We start from the raw sequence: 16663 nt of genomic DNA on the forward strand, positions 1-16663 counted from the left end.
GCGGCCGCGACAAAAGAGAATGCGTGGCCAGGGGGACGAGCGAGCACGTATCTAGGAATGATACGCGGCGCGGGCATGGTTTACAAACCATGCCCGGTTGGATTGTGCCAGCAGAGCGCTACTTGAGCTCGACAGCCCCGCCAGCCGCCTCGATGAGCTCCTTGGCCTTGTCGGCGTCTTCTTTCGAGACCTTCTCCAAGACCGGATTGGGAGCGTTGTCCACCAACTCTTTGGCGTCTTTGAGGCCCAGGTTGGTGAGGGTGCGCACCTCTTTGATCACCTGGATCTTCTTCTCGCCCGCGCTGGTCAAGACCACGTCGAACTCGCTCTGCTCCTCAGCGGCGGCCTCTCCGCCACCGTCGGCGCCGGGGGCAGCCATCATCATGGGCATGGCCGCGGCAGGGGCCGCTGCCTCCACGTTGAAGCGCTCTTTGAACGCCTCTTTGAGCTCGGACAATTCGAGCACGGTCATGGACCCGATGGAGTCCAGAATCTCGTCAACCTTGGACATGGCAGTACCTCATTCCTTTGTCTGTGGTTCGTGGTTATCGATCGTTTGCGCTGATGCCGATGAGCGGGTCATGCGGCAGCGCCGCCCTTTTCGCTCAGCGACTCCAACAGCCCGGCGGTCTCGACCAGCGGGGCATCAAGCAGGCCGGCCATCTCGACGAGAGGAGCCTCCAGCAACCCGGCCATCTCGGCCAAGGGGGCTTCTAGCAGTCCGAGGATCTCGGCCAGGATCTCGGTTCGGGTCCCGAGCTTGGACAAGGCGCTCACATCGTCGGCCGAGAGCACCTGTCCGTCGAGCACAGCCCCCTTGATGGACAGGAATTGGGAATCCTCGGTGTACCGGCACAGGGCCTTCGCCAACGACACGGCGTCGCCGGGGGAGCCATCCTCACGGGTGCCCGTGAACGCCAAGGCGGTTGGGCCCAACAAGAACTCATCGAGATCCAGTCCCAGCTCTCGGGCGGCGAAGCGGGTCAGGGTGTTCTTGTACACCTTGTACTCGCCGCCGACCTCGCGCAACTGGTGACGGAGGTCGGCCAGGGCCGGCACGTCCAAGCCGCGGTAGTCGGTGATGACCACCGCTTCGGCCGCGGAGATGCGCTCGCGCACCTCGTTGACGACGGCCACTTTTTCGGGGCGGGGATTTTCCATCAGGTTGCCGAACCCTCCGTGAGAACCAGCAATGGGGCGCCGCCGACATGCGAACGCCCCAATTGTCTCGGGAGGGTTCACCTCGTCAGGCCAGCTTCAGCTGTTTTGCAACTTCAGCCAATTAAGCGGGCACTGCGCCTGATGTCTGCGGCAAATCGATTAGTTGTAAGCCGGAAAAAGCTACCAGATCAGGTGCTGGCGCCCAAGTCGGCGGGATCCAGCCGCACGCCGGGTCCCATGGTGGAGGAGATGGTGACCTTGCGGATGTACCGGCCCTTGAGGGCCGCGGGCTTGGCCCGGTTCAGCTCCTCCATGACCGCCCGGATGTTGGCCACCAGGGCATCGGCCTCAAAGCTGATCTTGCCCACCGGCACATGGACATTCCCCTGGCGGTCGGTGCGGTACTCCACCTTTCCGCCCTTGAACTCGCCCACTGCCTTGGCCACGTCATCGGTGACGGTGCCCGTCTTGGGGTTAGGCATGAGTCCTCGGGGACCCAGGACCTTTCCGAGCTTGCCAACCACCGGCATCATGTCAGGGGTGGCGATGGCCACGTCGAAGTCCATCTTGCCGGCCTGCACCTGCTCGGCGAGGTCGTCGGCACCCACCACGTCGGCACCGGCTTCGCTGGCTTGCGCGGCCGCCTCGCCCTGGGCAAACACCGCCACCCGAACGTCGGTGCCGGTGCCCGAGGGCAGGCTGACCGTTCCCCGGATCATTTGCTCGGACTTGCGGGGGTCGACCCCCAGCCGGGCCGCCAGCTCCAAGGTCTCGTCGAATTTCGCCGCGGTCAAGCTCTTCACCAGCTCAACACCCTCATTTGCGGTGTGCGGGTGCTGCTTGTCGTAACGCTGGGCGGCATCGTTGTACCGCTTGCCATTTTTCGCCATGTCGGCTCCCTCAGTGTTGTAGGCCCGCCGGGCGAGGTCGTCCCGTCGGGCGGTTGGATATGACTGCTGTGTTTATGTTGATCGTGAATTGTTGTTCGGTTATTCCACTCGTATGCCCATGCTGCGGGCGGTTCCGGCCACTTGCAGCTTGGCCTGCTCGAGGTCGTCGGTGTTGAGATCGGGCATCTTGATCTTTGCGATGTCGGCGCACTGGTCGTCGGTGATGGCACCGACAACCTCGCGGCCCGGTTCCATGGAGCCCTTCTCCAAGCCGGCTGCTTCCCGAATGAGGAAGGAGGTGGGCGGAGTCTTGGTGATGAATGTGAACGTGCGGTCTTCGTAGATGGTGATCTCAACCGGGATGATCTGGCCCCGCTTGTCCTCGGTTTTGGCGTTGTAGTCCCGGCAGAAGTCCATGATGGCCACGCCGTGGGGGCCGAGGGCAGTGCCCACGGGGGGTGCCGGCGTGGCTTGCCCCGCAGGAATCTGGATTTTGATTGTGGTGGCTACCTTCTTTTGAGCCATGGCAGTGCCCCTTTTTGGCTAGGTCCTCTTTAGAGCTTGTTCAGAGCTTGGCGACTTGGGAGAATTCGAGTTCGACCGGCGTTTCTCGGCCGAAGATGTTGACCAAGACCTTTACTTTGAGCTGGTCTTCGTTGATCTCGGCCACTTCGCCGGAGAAGTCGGCAAACGGACCCTCTTTGACCCGGATGGTCTCGCCCACCTCGTACAGCAGGCGGGGCTTGGTGCGGCGAACGGTCTGCTCGCCATCCGTTTTGACCTGGAGGAAGTTCTCGACGTCCTTACGCTTGAGGGCCGACGGCTTGCTGCCCCGCTGGCCGTGGCCGACGAATCCGGTCACGCCCGGGGTATTGCGAATCACGTCCCAGGAGATGTCGTTCATATCGGCTCGAACCAGCAGATAGCCGGGGAACATCTTCTTCTTGGTGGTGACCTTTTTGCCGCCCTTGAACTCCACCACATCTTCCATGGGTATGACCGTCTCATGGATGTGGCCCTCGGTGTCCATGGTCTTGCGACGAGCCTCAATGTTCTGCTGGACCTTGTTCTCGTAGCCCGACTGGGTGTGGACCACGTACCACTTCCCCGGCATGTCGTAGGGGCTGATGGTCTCGGCTTCTTCCTCGGCCTTCTCATAGACCAATTCGTCGGCGTCGATGAGGTGGTCGGCTTCGCCCTCCGTAGCGATGTCCTCCGCGGCGATGTCCTCCGCAGCGATATCGCCGATCAGTGCGAGATCTTCGGCCTGGTCGCTGGCGAGGGGGTCGGGCAGTGCGAGTTCTTCGGCCTGGTCGCTACCGACGGGTTCGGGTTGGGCAACTGGTCCGGTGGGCAGCAGGGCCGCGGCTGCTTCTGCCGCGTCGACGGCCTCGACAGCATTGTCGGCACCGTCAGCATCGGCCTCGGGCGCGACGGGGTCGGCGCTTGCGGGGAAGAGGTCTGTCATCTCGCTCTCGTCTACTTCAGGGCTCATCGGTCGAACAACTTCAAGATTGCCTCGCTGAAGCCCCAGTCGAGCAGGCCGATGGCGGTGGTGAGCAGCACCAAGACCACCAGCACCACGATGGAGTAGTTGACTACTTCCTCTCGTCGGGGCCAAGACACCTTGCGGAGCTCACCGCGGACCTCGCGCAGGAACTGGGTGGGCCCGACCCGCTCCTCACCGGGGCGGGGCTGGTTCCGCTGCTGGCGGCGCTCGCGGACTGGGTCGCCTTGCTCATCGACGAAGCCCTGCTTCTTGGCCATCCTCTTCTGTTGTCTATTCAGGTCGCTCATGAGGACTCCAGTGCACCTGGCACTGCGGAGACGGAATTGCTTGCGCAGGGCAGGAGGGACTCGAACCCCCAACCGCCGGTTTTGGAGACCGGTGCTCTACCAATTGAGCCACTGCCCTTTGTCAGGGGTTGTCCAAGGCTACCGTGCCGAGGGTTGCAACCCGCAATGCAAAACTGTGGTCTGGGTTCCGCTATCGCCGGGTGCGGCGGCGGAAAGCGACGGTAAGCACAGCCAGGGTGGTCGCGGCCAGGAAGCGCCTGATGAGCTGGCGGCGGCGGTCGTACTGGTCGAGGCGGGCCATAACTTTCCACACGAGGGTGGGAGGCGCCTCGGCCGGGGCCTGGTGATCGAAAGACCGAGAGGCGTCTTTGATCATGAGGCCTCCTCGTCTTTCGTCGGCTTGTCTTTGATCGGCTCGTCTTTCATCGGGGGTGCCGCGAGACCGGCACCCAACTCGGTGGTGCGCTGCAACACGGAGCGAAGCCGTTGTCGGGCCCGATGGAGTCGGACCTTGGCCGCGGAGGTGGTGATCCCCAATTCGGCGGCTATCTCGCTGTGGGACAGATCGTGGAGATCGCGCAGCACCACCACTTGGCGCAGACGCTCGGGCAGCGATCGGACTGCCCGGTCGATGTGGTGGCGCAAAATCGCTGCCTCGGCCCGCAGGCTCGGGTCCTGCTCGGGACGGAGGTCGACGATGGGGGCGTCGTGGCTCAGCTCCTCGGTGCGCTGTCGGGTTCGGCGGCTCAAATGGGTCGACGCACAGTTGCTGGTGATGCGGTACATCCAGGTGGAGAAGCTGGAGTCACCCCGGAATCGGCGGATCGCCCGGTAGGCTCGAACGTAGGCGTCTTGCACCACGTCTCCCGCGTCGTCCCGGTTGCCGGTGAGTCGATAGGCCAGGGCGAAGGTGTCGCGGTAGGTGGACCGAACCAGCTCGTTGAACGCATCCCGGTCGCCCCGACGGGCGGCTTCCACCAATTCGGTGTCTTCGTAAATCGGCTCGCGAGATGCTGCGGGTTCGATGGGGCCAGCCTATAGCCGCCCCGCCGGGAGGCGAAAGAGTGGGTGGTAGCGGCGGCCAGACTCGAACTGGCGACCTCTCGATTATGAGTCGAGCGCTCTTACCAACTGAGCTACGCCGCCTCGGAGCCTCCTGAGCGGTGGAAAGCCGCCTGAGAGACCCTGAGCCTCCTGAGAGAATCGAACTCTCGACCTTTTCCTTACCATGGAAACGCTCTGCCGACTGAGCTAAGGAGGCGGGCTGGGAACTCTATCCCTCTAAGAGGAAAATACTGCCACTTCGTGCCTCCGACGGGAAAACCGGTTTGGGGCGATTTCGGGCGGTACGGTGCAGCCGGTGACGATTCGAGCGGCGAGGCTGGCTGATGCCGAGGGCATTCGGGAGATCGTCAACCACGAGATTCTGAACGGGGTCAGCATCTTCGAACTGGAGCCCCGCACCCTGGCCGCCCAGCGCAACTGGTTGCAGGATCGCAGCGGGGTTCACGCGGTGCTGGTGGCCACCCCCGATGACGACGATGACACCGTGCTGGGCTTCTCGTCGCTGTCGCCCTTCCATACCCGGCCCGCCTACAACACCACCGTGGAAAACTCGGTGTACGTCCACCAGGACCACCGGGGCAAAGGCATCGGCCGGGCTCTCCTGGTGGAGATCATCGGACTGGCCCAGAACCACGGCTTTCACACCATCATCGCCCGGATCTCCGGAGGTAACCAGGCCTCGATAGCAGTCCACCAATCCGTAGGATTCGAAATAGCCGGAACCGAACGCGAAGTAGGCCGCAAGTTCGGCCGCTGGATTGATGTAACCGTGATGCAGCTCATGCTGCAAGAGTGGAATATCTGACCTAGCCAGATTTCGTTGCGGGTCCCGGGTCCGCTCAGGCGGCGGTCAGCTGTTCAACGGGCGGCGGGTGGGTTGTGGGGCGGGGCAGGCTGGGGCGGGGCGGGGGTTGGAGGCGGTATCGGCTGGCTTCGGTGTCGTGTTCGATGGTGTGGCCGTGTTTGTGGACTTTCTTGTGGCAGCGGGGGCACAGAAGCACCAGGTTGGTGATGTCGGTGGGCCCGTTTTGGTCCCATGGGATTATGTGGTGGGCGTCGCACACCTGAGGTCTGAGGCCGCAGCCCACGCAGCGGCGGTCTCTTTTGTACAGGGCCAGCTTTTGGGCCTTGGTGACCGCCCTTTGGGCTCTGCCCACGTAGAGGGGCTGCCCTTCGGCGCCGAAGATCATCGGCACGATGTCGGCGTCGCAGGCTAGGCGGCGGAGCTCGTCTAGCTCGATAGGAGTGCCGTCGATGAGCCCAGCGTTCTTCAGCCGGCCCTCGATGGCGTCGTAGTCGGCGGAGATCACCAGCACAGTCTTCTGCGGGCGGGTCCCGCCGCCCGGCGCAACCACTGCGGGGTTGGCGTTGTCGGCGGGTTGTTGGGTGATGAGCGCTACCAGTGCGTCGGCGTTGCGCTGCTCGAAGGTGCGGATGGGGTCGTAGGCGATGTCGTCGACGAGCATTTTGTCGCTCATCGCGCCAAGAGCAATCTTGACCCGATCGCCGGATACTTGGTCGATCTCGGCGTGCAACACGACCATGCCGTCGGTGCCGTCGAATACCTTGAAGGATCGGCGGGCCCGCTGGCGTTCGATTCGACCCATGCCGTCGTCGGCGCGGCGCTGGTCCTCGCGGACGGCGACGGTCTTCTTGAACTCGTCGTGGTCCTGCAATCCGCCCAAGTCCAAGAGCTCTTGCTGGTCTTGTTCGCTCATCGGCGCCCGCTTGTGCGACTCGGCCACCATCCCACCCTGATCGGCGGAGATGCGCCCGTCGCGCACCGCGCCCAAAACCTCGGGCATGGCCGCGACGCCCTGGGCCGTCCTGGCCAACTGGCGGGCCCGATACGCGCTTATGCCGAACTGATGGCACACCGTCGCAGCCGCGCCCGGCCCCTCCAGCTCGCCATAGCGGGCGACCAGCCCGACCAGATAGCCCTCGGCCCGACGGCGCAACAGATCGGCCTGCCCCATCAAACCCAACAACTCCGAAGTGCCCGCCTCAGAGAAATCCGGGAACCCGAAGCCCGCACCGACACCAGCGCCAGAGCCGTTTGTGCTGGGTTTCAACGTAAATTCCATAAATGAGATTATACCAACCCCAGTGACACAATCCGCCTTGAAAATGATCAGAAAATCCGAAAAGTAGGCACGCGCAGCCAATGGGGGTTGGCGGTGTCTCGTTGATGTCCGGGCGTTCTCGCGCTACCCTTCAGCCATCATTCCCCGCCCGGTGGACGGATCGCTTCGATCCATCCCCGGGCGGGTGTTTTTTGTGCGCACCATTGTGCTGATCGACAGCCAGAACCTCTTTCACCTTGCCAAGCGAGCATGGGCACCCGCTGATGTGAGTCCTTCGCCTTGGTCGCGGTGACTCGCTAGGTCACCTGTTCTTACTGGGCAGTGACTGTTTCGTAGATGCCTCTGGCTAATCCGGCGAACACTATTTCTCGGAAGTCGGGGTCATTGAGGCAGCGTTTGACGATTTCGTCGTTGTCGGCCATGCGCTCGATCATCAGTTTCGGCAGTTCTTGGCGCATGGCGAGTTCGAACTTCTCGAAGGGGTTGGCTTCGGCAGTCTGGCTGATGTTCTCGTTGTTGACCCCGTCTTCTTGTATCTGCTCGAAGAACAGCCGGTCTGAATCGTCAAAAGCCGTGCCGAATCGGTCGTTGAGGTTGGCGATGATCTCTGAAAGCGGGGCCTCGTCTTCCTCGGTGCGGCCGGTGCCCACCTCGATAGGGCTCCTGACCGTTGTTCCCTCGTCGTCGAGGTCGATCGCCCCAGTGGAGACATGCTGTAGGCGGTAGTACTCCAACTCAACCTCGTCTTCAAGGCGCAGCTGCTCCATCATGTCGTCGCGGAGGCTGGGCAGCAGCCTTTTGGCGAATGCTGCGAGCTGTTCGAGGTCGCTGTCGGCATACGGGATGATCTGGCTGATGAAGGCGTAGAGCCGGACGAACGCTCCGAGCCGGTCGCGGAACCTAGCTTGCTCGTCCTCTTCGAGGTGCCTGAACCTGCCGACAGCGGGCTGAAGTTCCAATACCAACCGCGCGTGGTCGCCGTCTTGGCGTTTGTCGAAAGGCTGAAAGTACACCTGGGCGAACCGCTCCACTTCGTCGTGGTGGTACACCTGCATCTCATCGAGTTCGTACTTGAGGCCGTCGAGCAGAATCGGGTCTGATTGGGTTTCTAGCTGGGTCTGGTCGTAGTAGGGGGCGAAAGCCGCGCCAATGTCTTCGGGATCGTTGACAAAATCCAACACGAACGGGTCGCTCTTGCCGGGAGCGACCCGGTTGAGACGCGACAAGGTTTGCACGGCCTGAACTCCATCGAGGCGCTTGTCGACGTACATCGCCTGCAACAACGGCTGGTCGAAGCCTGTTTGGTACTTCTCGGCCACGAGGAGAATCTGGTAGTCGGGCGAGTCGAAGCGGGCCGGCAGCGCTGACTCGCTGATCGGCTTGCCGCTCACGACGTCGGTGTTCATGCCAGACTCGGTGAAGTCCTCACCGGTGTCGGGATCGGTGACGGTGCCGCTGAACGCGACCAGCGGGCGAATGTCGGTGTATCCCTTCTGACCGATGCACTCCTCGAAAGCCCGCATGTAGCGCACGGCGTGGAGCCGCGACGACGTAACCACCATCGCCTTGGCCTTGCCGTTCATGCGGTGCCTGACGTTGGCGCGGAAGTGCTCGATAATGACCTCGGTCTTCTGGGCAAGAGTTTCGGGGTGGGTTAGCGCATACCTATTGAGGATCCTGGCCGCGCGGCGCACCGGATATTCGGGATCATCGGGGGCACTACTAACGATCCTGTAGTAAGTGTCGTAGTCGGTGTAGTTCCGCAGCACGTCGAGGATGAAACCCTCCTCGATGGCCTGACGCATGCTGTAAACGTGGAACGCCTCGGGATTGCCGCTGGCTCCGTGCCGTCCAAAAAGCTCAATGGTCTTGCCCTTGGGGGTGGCGGTGAACGCGAAGAAGGACAAATTCGGCTGCGGGCCGCGGGACTCCACCACAGCATTTAGTCCATCCTCCCAGTCCTCAACGCTTTCCAAAGCTGCTCGTGAGCGCTTGCCCAGGACCGCCTTCATGTTGCGGGCACTCTCCCCGGTCTGACTGGAATGCGCCTCATCGACGATCACCGCATAACGCCGCCCTGCGATGTTTTGTCTCCACTCTTCTGCTTGGAACTGCTCATCTCGATTGAGTTCTTCGGGAGACCCAGCGCCGGCGATGGACAGCAGGCCCTGCATGACGAACGGGAACTTCTGCAAGGTTGTAATCACGATCTTCGTCCCGTCCACAAGAGCCTGGGCCAGTTGCTTTGAGTCCTCGTCGATGGCCTGTACGACACCCTGGGCGTGCTCGATCTGGTAGATGGCGTCTTGAAGCTGCCGGTCGAGGATCCGCCGATCCGTGATGACCAAGACGCAGTCGAACACCTTGTCGTCGGTGTCGGTGTGCAGGCTCGCTAGCCGGTGCGACAGCCACGAGATGCTGTTTGTCTTTCCGCTACCCGCCGAATGTTGGATCAGGTAGTTGTTCCCAGCCCCTTCTAATCGAGCCGTCTCCACCAGACTGTCTACTGAGTCGAGTTGGTGGTAGCGGGGGAACACCAACGTCTCCCGCCTCATGGTGCGTGCACCGCTCTCGCCGTAGATTTTCTCGTCGCGGTGCTCGATGAACACGTAGTGGCCCAAGATGTCTAGGAAACGGTTGCGTTCAAGAACCTCCTGCCAGAAGTAGCTACTGCGGTAGCCCGACGGATGCTCTGGGTTGCCTGCCCCGCACCTGATATCGCCGGGGGCGCTGCCCCGGTTGAATGGCAAGAACCGAGTCTTGTTCTTTGCCAGCCGCGTGGCCATGTGAACTTCGTCGGTGTCGGCCGCGAAATGCACCAGGGCGCGCTTGGAGAACTTGAACACAGGAGCGTTGGGGTCGCGATCTTCCTTGTACTGACGAATGGCATTGCGCCACGTCTGACCCGTCATCGGGTTCTTCAGCTCGCAGGTCGCTACCGGCACGCCGTTGAGAGCGAACAACAAATCAATGGTGTCGCCCTTGCCGGGATGGCACCGAACCTGGCGCGTCACCGTGAGCTCGTTTAGGTCGAACTGTGCCATGGCATCAGGGTTGAGCTTGTTGGCCGGCTTGAAGAACGCCATCCGCAACGTCTTGCCCTGGAACTTGAAGCCCTGGCGCAACACCCCAAGAGTCCCCTTGATGTCAAGCTGCTTCGCCAACTGGTCCACAACCATCTCAGCCAGACTCTCACCGTGCTGCGCCGCCAACTGGCCCCACAACTCAGGCTGAGCGGCCCGCAGGAATCCGACCACGCCGACAGGGAACACAGCCCGCTCCTCATCCCACTCGCCAACATCGCCCTTGTGCCAGCCACCCTTGACCAGCATCGACTCAATCGTCGATTCAAAGTCCCTCTCGTCCGTCTGGCTAGTCACGCTGCGCTGCCTTCTGTCTCGACTGCGGCGAAGTCTCTCACGTCGATCTTCCCAGTCACTGCAGCTGTGACGAGTGCGCTCCGATACTCCTGCAACCGCTCAATTGCTGTACAAACCATCTCGCTGAGTCGTTCAAGCCGCGCCTCAACAGCATCAACATGCGCGATGATCGCCTCCTGCTCCCGCAAGGGCGGCACCGCGGTGACGAGCGATAGAAAGTGCTGGGGATACAACCTTAGCCTCGAACTCCATATACCCCTCGATTCCGAAGTCATCCCAAGCACATACCTAGATGATCGGTAGGCCAGGTCGACAAACCTCGGCAGCAGCCTCCGGTGGTCCGGTACGTACACATTGTATGAGGGGCTCACGAGGCCCGGTTCCTTCGCCGTGCCAGCAGCGCCCATCCACGCCCACATGGTGTTGATGACCAAGTCTCCGGCGTAGCAGCGCTTATAGTCCTCCAGGCTCTCAGCCATGAACATGCCAACATCCGGCTTCTCCGACCGTCTCGTGACACCCGTGATGTGAGAGACAGTCAAGAGTTCACCTTCTCCGTCGTCTGATCGCTCATCGCGCTCACGGAATAAGCGGCGATTCTCGACGACATCCCAGTGCTGAGGCACGTCTCCCAACCATTCCACTCCTGAAGGTATGAGTGGCGGCGGCAGGTCGAACCCTTCCGCCTCGGCCACATCAGGCGGCAACCCCCTGGTCACCGTCCGGGTGATGAGCGCTGTCCGATACTCGGCGAGCCGCTCGATCAACTGCTGCTTCTTCGCTGCTAGAGCATCCACCTTCGCAGTCTCTTGGTCAAGATAGGCAGTTATCGCGACCTGGACATCGTTCTCAGGTATGCGGAGCGACATCTTCAATAAATGTTCAGGTCGTATGCGCTGGTGGCTTCTCGTAGCCGATTGCACACAAGAATGGAGATGTTGTCGGACTTCCTCTGACAACAGCAAGTACACCAAGTAGTCAGCATCTACGGCGGTTGCATTCATTATGACGAACTCGCCACTCGCTATTGCAGGATAAGTCAAATGATGAGGAACTCGTAGAACACGAGCCTTACGGGGGTTGAGCCTTGACACCATGACCTCGCCGCCTACAAGAAGTTGCTTGTTGCTCAGAATCTCATCTGGAGGAATCAGGTCTGGTCGGCCGGTTTCTTCCAGGGAGGGGATGCTGTAATGCTCGATAATGGGATGATCTAGTTCGCGTGGGTCGATAGCTTGCCGTACTGGTTGTACGACGTGCTCAACTCGGACTTCGCGCCAAGTCATGCGGTGACCTCTGCGAGCATTCCGACGATTTCGTGTTCGAGTGCTTGCAGGTCGGCTTCGATATCGTCGAGCGGGCGGGGTGGTTCGTAGACGTAGAAGTGCCTGTTGAGGGGGATTTCGTACCCGAACTTGGTTTTGGAGTGGTCCACCCATGCATCGGGAACGTGGGGCATCACTTCTCGGGCCATGTAGTCGTCTACTTCCACTCCTAGCGGCACGGTCTCCGTGTCTCGCAGCTCGGTGTCCGGTTCGGGATTGCCCTTGCTGTCATTGCAGATCGCTGCGCCAGGGTCTCGTCTTCCGAGTGCTGATATGACGGCCTTGCGCTCCGGCGCTGACAGTCGGATACCGGCAGCGCTCGCTTCGTTTTGGAGGACTTCGAGGAACTCGTCTCGGTCGTCGATGACCTCGCCGTCCGTCTCCTCTGCGATTGCATCCAGCAACGCTCGGATCGACTCTTGGCGGCGTTTGCCTGCCTCTACTTCGTCGTCATGCTGCTGGCCTGGACGCTTCTTGCTAGTGGCCAGATTGGCGAACGCTTTTTCGTCTTCTAGTTGGGCAATGCGCTCCGGGGTGGCGGCGAAGTTCAGTCGCAGTGGCCGCTCTACAGTGATTTTCTGATAGCCGAAGTCGCTGTTGTCGAAAACCTTGCTCACGGCGAGAGAGCGGGTGCGCGGTTGATGCGTAACGGGGTCTTCGTCGGTGAATTCGCGGGTCTCGCCATGGGTGAAGTTGCCGTGGATTCGGGTCAGGTCGTCAACCTGATATGGGGAGAGCTCTTTGCGCTTTTCGCCAAGGTTTCTACGCATCTTCACGAAGAACTGGCGACCGTCGATGAGTTGCACCCTGCCCTTGCGGTGCTGTTCCTTGCGGTTAGTCAGAATCCAGATGTAGGTGGAGATGCCGGTGTTGTAGAACATCTGGTCGGGCAGGGCCAGGATCGCTTCCAGCCAGTCGTTCTCGATGATCCAGCGTCGGATATCGCTCTCTCCGCTTCCAGCGTCTCCAGTGAACAGCGGCGACCCGTTGAACACGATGGCGATGCGGCTGCCGCCCGCACCGTCCTCGTCGACAGGCTGCATCTTGGACAACATGTGCTGAAGGAACAGCAGCGACCCGTCGTTGATCCTCGGCGTGCCAGCGCCGAAGCGCCCGTCGTATCCGAGTGTGTCGTGCTCACGTTCGATGACTTGGCGCTGCGGTTTCCACTCCACTCCAAAGGGCGGGTTGGCGAGCATGTAGTCGAATTTCCAGGGCTTCCCGTCGGGATGCCGCTGGAAACCGTCGCTGGTGAACGTGTTCCCACGAATGATGTTGTCCGCGTCCTGCCCTTTGAGCAGCATGTCGGACTTGCACACGGCCCAGGCTTCGTCGTTGTGGTCCTGTCCGTACAGGATCGGGCGCGACTCCCGGTTGTGCTCCAGCAGATACTCCTCGGCTACCGACAGCATCCCGCCGGTGCCGCAGGCGGGGTCGTAGATCGTCTTGACGACATGGCTCTTACCCAGGTCGCGCTCGGGCGACAGCAAAAGGCTGACCATCAGCCGGATGACCTCTCGTGGTGTGAAGTGCTCCCCGGCCTCCTCGTTGGACTGCTCAGCCCCGATCCGAATGAGTTCCTCGAACACGTAGCCCATCTGCATGTTGTCGACGCGCTCTACCGACAGGTCCACCCCGGCAAATGCCTTGACCACTTCGTACAGCAGGTTCTTCTCGTCCATGCGGGCGATGTGGTCGACGAACCCGAATCGTTCGATTACCTCCCGAACGTTCTCCGAGAAGCCGCCAATGTAGGCGTTGAGGTTCTGAGCCAGCAGATTCGGGTCGTCCAGCAGCCGGTCAAAATCGAGTTTGGACGTGTTATAGAACGGAAGCCCCGAGGCCGCCTCCAAGAGCTGCTCGCGGACAGTATCCGGCTGGCCGGCGTGCTGCTGGTGGGCGGCGAGCACAGCCTGCTTGGTGTCCGCGAGAACGCAGTCAAACCGCCGCAGCACTGTCAACGGCAAGATCACCTTCCGATACTCGTTGCGCTTGTAGGGCCCTCGTAGCAAGTTGCATATCTTCCAAATGAAGTTCGCTAGCTGCTGGTGCGTACTGGCATTCACAGGGTTCTACCTCCCAACCCAAGGGGGGATGCTATGGCCAAGGACAACGCTGCACACCTCGTCATTCAGTGCCACTTTCTTGAGGGATCAGAAGGTCGACCTCAAGTCTCCGAAGTGCCGTCAGGTCCGACTGCAACTCGCCAACCCATTTCAGAGCCTCGTCGAACCGGCCCAACAGCTGTTCAGCCTCGTCTAGCTGTTCAGCCGAGGGAATAGGAATTGCGAGGTCGGCCAACGCTCTAGAACTGAGAAATGGCGTAGTCGCGCCGGTTGAAGCTCGGGAAACTCGATCTCTGAACTGCTGGGACTGTGTCCAGAGATAGACCCACGGAGCAGTGACCTCCTCGTGATTCGGGCGTATCAGTGCACACCCTTGGTCGAGGACCGCTCCCTGGTGATGCCTAGTGGCCAGGATCGAACCTCCGACATCGCCCCTGAGGGCTACGACTACGTCACCCTCTCGAATTTCTACAGGCGGCCTAGTCGAGCTCTCCTTGTCGACATACCTGGCCGTGCCTGTGCCGCCAGAAGAAACTTCTCGGAGGCCGATCAATAGGGTTCCGTGTTCTGGGTCTTCCAACTCAGGTGCGTTTGTTCCCATGTATATGTCCGCAACCTCCTCCAGAGCACGGGTAATCGCCGAATCCCTGCTTCCTGACTTTTCGTTCGAGAATGGGAGTCGCTCAATTGCTGACGTTGCGATTTCGGTGGTTTCCGGCAGCTTCTCTCTCAACTCCCTGGATCGACGCTGGGCATCCTCGGTGTCGAACTCGGGAATGGGCCGGTACTGCTTTGGTTCGAGGATCGCATCGTTATTGATTATTTCGGCGATGCTCACTACTTGAGCAATCTCGTCGTTTTCAGTTGTGCCTGCTTCAAGTGCTTGAAGTGTTCGTGCGATTCGATGAATGTCTTCCGAGTCGAAGTTGTGCCGGGAACGACTGGCTGTGCCAAGAGTCGAGGCGTCAACGAGCAGCACGCTGTCAGCACCGGGTCGCGGGGGTTGGAGAACCCATAGGAATATGGGGACTGATGTCTCAGAGCGCATTCGACTTGGTAGTTGGATGACAGCCTTGATGGCTCCCTCTTCAAGCATCGCCTTGCGAATTCCTGCCTCAGGTCCGCTGCGATGGCTTGCTGTTCCAGTAGAGGTGCCCACTACCGCGACTCCACTCTCTGAAAGACATTGAATGGCAAGCTGCAGCCAGGCAAGGTCTGCGTTGGATCTCGGGGGGGCTCCGAACCTCCACCGCTTGTCCATGTAGATGTCCGCATCTCCCCAGCTGGAGAGGCCAAGGGGTGGATCGAGGAGAACGATGTCGGCTAGGGGTAGCTCCTCTTGGGGTACCCGGAAACTGTCGCTCAAGCGAAGGTCGGCGGTTACGCCTTGAATGAGGAAGCGAGACTTAGCGACCCTTAGAGCACCTTCATCGACATCGAAGCCAACCAGATTGATTGGCTTCGAGTTTCTTGGCTGAAGGCTGAGCGCCGCAGAAGAGAGCAGACCGCCTTCCCCACAGGCCAGATCGCACACCGTATTGGCATTCTGGCCAGCCAACTGAATCATGAGCATTGCAATGTCGGCTGGGGTTGAGTGCTCACCCCGAAAGCGGTCACGCTTACCAATTCGGCTGACGACATCATCAAATTGGGAAAACCTGGGAGTGCCTTCCCTGTTTGTTGCGTCAAAATTCTCGATCAGCGACACCAGGAGTGTGCCAGGTAATTTTGGAGCTGCAGAGAGGCCGTCTGCGAGCAGCCCCTTGAGCGCTCGGTTCTCCTCCTCGATACTCCTCGCGGCTTCGCACAACTTCTCACCGACTTCATCTGCTGGAAACTGACGCAATCGCGTCCAGCGGTCGTTCTCGCTGACGGTCACCTCAACAGAGGATTGATGGCTCGAGCGATACGATGTATCGCTTGCTTCCAGGTAGACAAGCACTGACACAAGGAGCTCGGTTATCTCGTCTGTGTGCAGGCCGGACATTTGCAAGCTGTCGATTAACGACCGCCGAGCGAATGTGGCAGGCACACGAGAATCGATCTTCCCGTTCTCAATCAGCCATCGCTCGACCTCGCTGAGGTCAAATCTGCCGCTGGAGTCTGCGACTGGAAAATCCGAGTGTCTCTTGCGCCAGTTGCCCACGGCAGAAGGCCTAAAACCAGTGATTTCTGCAATGTCCCTGATGTTGACGGTGGTGCGTGAAGGGAGGTCACTCATGCGGGGGTCCCGAGCATGTCAAGTTCGATTGGGGGATATGGGAAAAGTATGTGGTGACTGGCAGCCATGCGCAGAGATCTGGACAGGCTCTCGGGTCGCGACACCACGGTGACGTCCACTTCTTGTTCTCCAAGCCTTGCTATCGCGTCGGCGAAGATTCCATCTCCTGATGCAAGAATCACCGAATTGAAGCATTCGGCCACTCGTTCCTTTTCGATGACTGCAAGGAGAGCGAGGTCTGCGCCGTTCTTTCCTGAACGCCACAAATGGCGCCCTCCCTGCCACCCAAACCGAACGTTGGGTGCTGCTCTGTGGCTGCAAGCTACGACGACTTGGTCAACAGGACCAATATGTAACGCTTCGTATGCAAGCTGGTACCACCGGACACCTTCACGGGAAGGGCTCGGTGAGCCAGTCAGGTTTTCTATGTCTATGAGATGAAGCGATCGCTCGCCTGTGCTGTTCATGGGAGGATGTTTATCACGCGGAGTATGTGTTGTCAAGTCACAAGACTAGATAATAAAATCACACGGGGAATCTTGTTCAGTATCACAGGGGGAATTCCACCGAGAATCCGCGCGCGGAAATCTGCACCGAATCACGCGGGGGAGTTCCACCGAGAATCCGCGCGCGGAAATCCGATCGCTATCTATTGCCGCACCGAGAGATCGAAT

At 60.4% G+C, this 16663-nt stretch carries 15 protein-coding genes and 3 tRNA genes; 1 reads left to right on the forward strand and 17 read right to left on the reverse strand.

The features are described 5' to 3' along the window. Window positions 1-118: 118 nt before the first annotated feature. The 11 genes from rplL to ACOGJC_RS11065 all read right to left on the reverse strand — a co-directional run bounded on the left by rplL (window position 119) and on the right by ACOGJC_RS11065 (window position 5109). Window positions 119-511 carry a 50S ribosomal protein L7/L12 gene (rplL, locus tag ACOGJC_RS11015; protein WP_419845043.1) on the reverse strand — a complete coding sequence of 131 codons (393 nt, stop codon included), beginning with the start codon at window positions 509-511 and terminating at the stop codon, window positions 119-121. A gap of 68 nt (window positions 512-579) precedes the next feature. Then, window positions 580-1161, reverse strand: coding sequence for a 50S ribosomal protein L10 (rplJ, locus tag ACOGJC_RS11020; RefSeq protein WP_419845044.1), 582 nt, complete (start codon window positions 1159-1161; stop codon window positions 580-582). 188 nt (window positions 1162-1349) lie between these two features. After that, window positions 1350-2051 (reverse strand): 50S ribosomal protein L1, encoded by a 702-nt coding sequence (rplA, locus tag ACOGJC_RS11025; protein ID WP_419845045.1) that lies wholly within the window; start codon window positions 2049-2051, stop codon window positions 1350-1352. Window positions 2052-2150: 99 nt separating this feature from the next. Continuing rightward, the gene (rplK, locus tag ACOGJC_RS11030) at window positions 2151-2576 is read right to left on the reverse strand and encodes a 50S ribosomal protein L11 (protein ID WP_419845046.1); all 426 of its coding nucleotides are present in this window, start codon (window positions 2574-2576) and stop codon (window positions 2151-2153) included. A gap of 40 nt (window positions 2577-2616) precedes the next feature. Further along, entirely contained in the window at window positions 2617-3546 is a 930-nt protein-coding gene (gene nusG / locus ACOGJC_RS11035; protein WP_419845047.1) for a transcription termination/antitermination protein NusG, read from the reverse strand. Next, window positions 3543-3848, reverse strand: coding sequence for a preprotein translocase subunit SecE (gene secE, locus ACOGJC_RS11040; RefSeq protein ID WP_419845048.1), 306 nt, complete (start codon window positions 3846-3848; stop codon window positions 3543-3545). The genes nusG and secE overlap by 4 nt, the downstream gene beginning before the upstream one ends. 45 nt (window positions 3849-3893) lie before the next feature. After that, window positions 3894-3966, reverse strand: a tRNA-Trp gene (locus ACOGJC_RS11045). Between the two features lie 72 nt (window positions 3967-4038). After that, complete coding sequence (locus tag ACOGJC_RS11050; RefSeq protein WP_419845049.1) at window positions 4039-4224, reverse strand: hypothetical protein; 186 nt, start codon at window positions 4222-4224, stop codon at window positions 4039-4041. Continuing rightward, window positions 4221-4826 (reverse strand): RNA polymerase sigma factor, encoded by a 606-nt coding sequence (locus ACOGJC_RS11055; protein ID WP_419845050.1) that lies wholly within the window; start codon window positions 4824-4826, stop codon window positions 4221-4223. The genes ACOGJC_RS11050 and ACOGJC_RS11055 overlap by 4 nt, the downstream gene beginning before the upstream one ends. Before the next feature lie 91 nt (window positions 4827-4917). Then, a tRNA-Met gene (locus ACOGJC_RS11060) sits at window positions 4918-4994 on the reverse strand. A gap of 42 nt (window positions 4995-5036) precedes the next feature. Then, window positions 5037-5109 (reverse strand) — tRNA-Thr (locus ACOGJC_RS11065). A gap of 99 nt (window positions 5110-5208) precedes the next feature. Here ACOGJC_RS11065 and ACOGJC_RS11070 point away from each other — a divergent pair. Next, on the forward strand, window positions 5209-5718 hold the full coding sequence (locus ACOGJC_RS11070; RefSeq protein WP_419845051.1) for an N-acetyltransferase family protein: 510 nt from the start codon (window positions 5209-5211) through the stop codon (window positions 5716-5718). Between the two features lie 34 nt (window positions 5719-5752). Here ACOGJC_RS11070 and ACOGJC_RS11075 read toward each other — a convergent pair whose 3' ends face one another. The 6 genes from ACOGJC_RS11075 to ACOGJC_RS11100 form a co-directional block, all read right to left on the reverse strand. Further along, complete coding sequence (locus ACOGJC_RS11075) at window positions 5753-6997, reverse strand: DUF222 domain-containing protein (RefSeq protein ID WP_419845052.1); 1245 nt, start codon at window positions 6995-6997, stop codon at window positions 5753-5755. Between the two features lie 311 nt (window positions 6998-7308). Beyond that, entirely contained in the window at window positions 7309-10377 is a 3069-nt protein-coding gene (locus ACOGJC_RS11080) for a type I restriction endonuclease subunit R (protein ID WP_419845053.1), read from the reverse strand. Continuing rightward, window positions 10374-11246, reverse strand: a complete 873-nt coding sequence (locus tag ACOGJC_RS11085; protein ID WP_419845054.1) for a restriction endonuclease subunit S — start codon at window positions 11244-11246, stop codon at window positions 10374-10376. The genes ACOGJC_RS11080 and ACOGJC_RS11085 overlap by 4 nt, the downstream gene beginning before the upstream one ends. A gap of 413 nt (window positions 11247-11659) precedes the next feature. Next, window positions 11660-13768 (reverse strand): type I restriction-modification system subunit M, encoded by a 2109-nt coding sequence (locus tag ACOGJC_RS11090; RefSeq protein ID WP_419845055.1) that lies wholly within the window; start codon window positions 13766-13768, stop codon window positions 11660-11662. 61 nt (window positions 13769-13829) lie between these two features. Next, entirely contained in the window at window positions 13830-15989 is a 2160-nt protein-coding gene (locus tag ACOGJC_RS11095; RefSeq protein ID WP_419845056.1) for an N-6 DNA methylase, read from the reverse strand. Further along, window positions 15986-16456, reverse strand: a complete 471-nt coding sequence (locus ACOGJC_RS11100) for an NYN domain-containing protein (protein WP_419845057.1) — start codon at window positions 16454-16456, stop codon at window positions 15986-15988. The genes ACOGJC_RS11095 and ACOGJC_RS11100 overlap by 4 nt, the downstream gene beginning before the upstream one ends. Window positions 16457-16663 lie beyond the last annotated feature (207 nt).

Origin of the sequence: Candidatus Poriferisocius sp., from assembly GCF_965204015.1 — a bacterium.
In the GTDB taxonomy this organism is placed as follows: Bacteria; Actinomycetota; Acidimicrobiia; order Acidimicrobiales; family Bin134; genus Poriferisocius.

What these genes read in the sequence shown, in the direction of transcription:
- ACOGJC_RS11100 (WP_419845057.1), bottom strand. Translation starts at nt 16,456, where the DNA reads ATGAACAGCACAGGCGAGCGATCGCTTCATCTCATAGACATAGAAAAC.
- nusG (WP_419845047.1), bottom strand. Translation starts at nt 3,546, where the DNA reads ATGAGCCCTGAAGTAGACGAGAGCGAGATGACAGACCTCTTCCCCGCA.
- ACOGJC_RS11050 (WP_419845049.1), bottom strand. Translation starts at nt 4,224, where the DNA reads ATGATCAAAGACGCCTCTCGGTCTTTCGATCACCAGGCCCCGGCCGAG.
- ACOGJC_RS11085 (WP_419845054.1), bottom strand. Translation starts at nt 11,246, where the DNA reads ATGTCGCTCCGCATACCTGAGAACGATGTCCAGGTCGCGATAACTGCC.
- rplA (WP_419845045.1), bottom strand. Translation starts at nt 2,051, where the DNA reads ATGGCGAAAAATGGCAAGCGGTACAACGATGCCGCCCAGCGTTACGAC.
- secE (WP_419845048.1), bottom strand. Translation starts at nt 3,848, where the DNA reads ATGAGCGACCTGAATAGACAACAGAAGAGGATGGCCAAGAAGCAGGGC.
- rplJ (WP_419845044.1), bottom strand. Translation starts at nt 1,161, where the DNA reads ATGGAAAATCCCCGCCCCGAAAAAGTGGCCGTCGTCAACGAGGTGCGC.
- rplL (WP_419845043.1), bottom strand. Translation starts at nt 511, where the DNA reads ATGTCCAAGGTTGACGAGATTCTGGACTCCATCGGGTCCATGACCGTG.
- rplK (WP_419845046.1), bottom strand. Translation starts at nt 2,576, where the DNA reads ATGGCTCAAAAGAAGGTAGCCACCACAATCAAAATCCAGATTCCTGCG.
- ACOGJC_RS11095 (WP_419845056.1), bottom strand. Translation starts at nt 15,989, where the DNA reads ATGAGTGACCTCCCTTCACGCACCACCGTCAACATCAGGGACATTGCA.
- ACOGJC_RS11075 (WP_419845052.1), bottom strand. Translation starts at nt 6,997, where the DNA reads ATGGAATTTACGTTGAAACCCAGCACAAACGGCTCTGGCGCTGGTGTC.